This window comes from Paenibacillus sp. y28, from assembly GCF_037137075.1.
In the GTDB taxonomy this organism is placed as follows: domain Bacteria; phylum Bacillota; class Bacilli; order Paenibacillales; family NBRC-103111; genus JBBBNV01.
Genome location: NZ_JBBBNV010000075.1, coordinates 1 through 2,209, shown reverse-complemented (window position 1 = coordinate 2,209; position 2,209 = coordinate 1). Strand labels below are relative to the sequence as shown.

Below are 2,209 nucleotides of genomic sequence, written 5' to 3'. Positions count from 1 at the left end.
TACTCATAACCGCACGCGGCTGGAACATCAAAATCCTTAGGCGTAATCGGGATCGGGTCACGGAGAGTCACCTCGGTTGGAATGCCGAAATCCCCGTCGATCCCCAGGTCAGGACTGACAATATCCCCTTTGACATTGTTCGCTTCATTTTCCTCGTCAATGATGCCGTTATCGTTCATCGTGGTGCCGTAATCGACTTTGAATTCAATCGGTACATTGCCGGTGGTTGTGAAGGTAAACGGAAAGCGCAGAGTTTTCGACTCTCCGGCCGTCATGCCATTAATCGTCACCGGTGAGCCCTGCAGCGGCGTTCCGGAAGCAAAGGCGGCGACTTTGAAATCCTTCGTAATGTTCACGCCGGCATTATGGAACTTGACTTCAATTTCCCCGGTTTCTCCGAGTTTGAGCTTGGAGGTGAGGGCGATGGAGTCAGCCACAAGATCCGGTTTTTGAATCGGTTCATAAACAACTTGAACCTTGTAGGGATACTGATACGTGAAAGAGTAAATATCTGTTTTGAAGGCTGCGAAGTAGACCGCCATTTTTGCACCATAGGCTGCAAAGTTTTTATCGCCACCTGGATTGATATGGTCAAAATTCTGATAGTATTCGACAGTCATCTTTTCCATGTCTGGAGACATTTTTACACCGGTCGCATTGGTAGTACCATCTGACATACCAGTAATCCCTTCGGGACCAAGTATTTCCTCTACATAATTGATGGTAGATACACCAGTCGCTTTTGCATTATCTACAAATTTATAATGTACATACTTTTTACCGTTGTTTGTCAGAAAAGCTTTTTCTAATCCACCACTCAAAGTTAACCGACTATCGTCACAACCTGGGGTAGCAGGTAATCCAAATGAATCTAAATCAGGTGACTTACATTTTCGTTGCTCCCCGTAGCCGTTATAACTGTCATCTATTCGGTCAAAATCAGCGTACCAATAGGGGTCATTGTCTGCTTTTGAATAACGATACCATGCATAATAGCCCTTAACGGTTTCATTTCCTATAGATGAAACCGGGACTTCCACACCCGGAATGGTTAATTGTCCCGTCCAGCTCGTTTGTCCTATCGCATCAGTAATCTTTTGAGTATATGATCCCCCATCAGTCCTCACAACCTCAGCGGATACGATTTTATATCCCGTCTTCTCTAAGGTTACTTGACCGGGCAAAGTTGAATACTTTGTGAAACCACCGTCAGATTGCCATTTATCTGCTGATATCCCATAGGTAATTTCTGCGTCCTCCGCATAAACAGACGGTGGGTCTGGAATAAGAATCGAAGCAAGTAAAGAAATAGAAAGCAGTACCGCAACGGCACCGCTCAGTTTAAAAAAGGATTTTCTTTTCACAAACAATTTATCCTCCTTTAATAAATAGACAGCGGAGTAGTGACTTGAAGTATATCTTTTCTATAATCTTTATTTGGGGCAATTGCAGGAGACCTTAAAGAAAGAATTAGATAATTATCTGTATACAATGTTTTTGGGATAATATACCCTGGGAAATCACCAAGCTTATTTCGATATATTGAAGCAGGTATCGTTAATTCACCTTTTTTAAAGCCTTCAATATTAGCATTCGTTACTCCGGAGATGCTAAATGGTAAATATGGTTTCTCTTGATATATGGAGTTGTCATGGTTATATTCAGCATGTCCTTTGTAAAGCAAAACATAACTTTTTGGATAATCTGCAACAGAAGGCTGCAAATTCGTTAGGGGAAACCACTTCAATACCGATAAATCACCAAGCTCCTTCAAATTCGGATCATTAGGATCTTCCATATCGATTGCAATTAAAGCATCCAGTTCCCCGCGATATTTCCCATCCGGCGTTTCGACAAATAGATTGTCAGGATTCCATTCATAACCAGGCATAACATTTCCAAAAAACTGCGGCATCACCGTGAAAATATTCGTCTTATGCCAGTGCAGCTCCGCCATGTTCACGGCGGCTTTGTCTACCTCTTCCTTCCCCCCAGCCCGAATATTCAAAATCCGCTCAATGATGGTCACTGATTGTGCCCTTGTAGTCGGCTGATCCGGGCCCAGCTCCCCGCCGCCTAAACCTGTGATTAAACCGGCTTTGGTTGCTAAATACAACCACTGCTTCTCATCCTCCGCTTTTTGGCCAATTGCCCGAACCGCAATTTTTGCCATCTGCTCCCGGGTAATCGGCGTGTTCCAGTCCCCATA

The 2,209-nt window shown here is 43.8% G+C and carries 2 protein-coding genes; both read right to left on the bottom strand.

All coding sequences use genetic code 11. From position 1 onward, the window contains the following. Window positions 1-1,364: CARDB domain-containing protein (locus WBG83_RS22245; protein ID WP_336747576.1), on the bottom strand; the 1,364-nt coding region annotated here is incomplete at its 3' end. Window positions 1,365-1,381: 17 nt separating this feature from the next. Next, a partial coding sequence (locus WBG83_RS22240; protein WP_336747575.1) for an S-layer homology domain-containing protein occupies window positions 1,382-2,209 on the bottom strand: 828 nt, incomplete at its 5' end.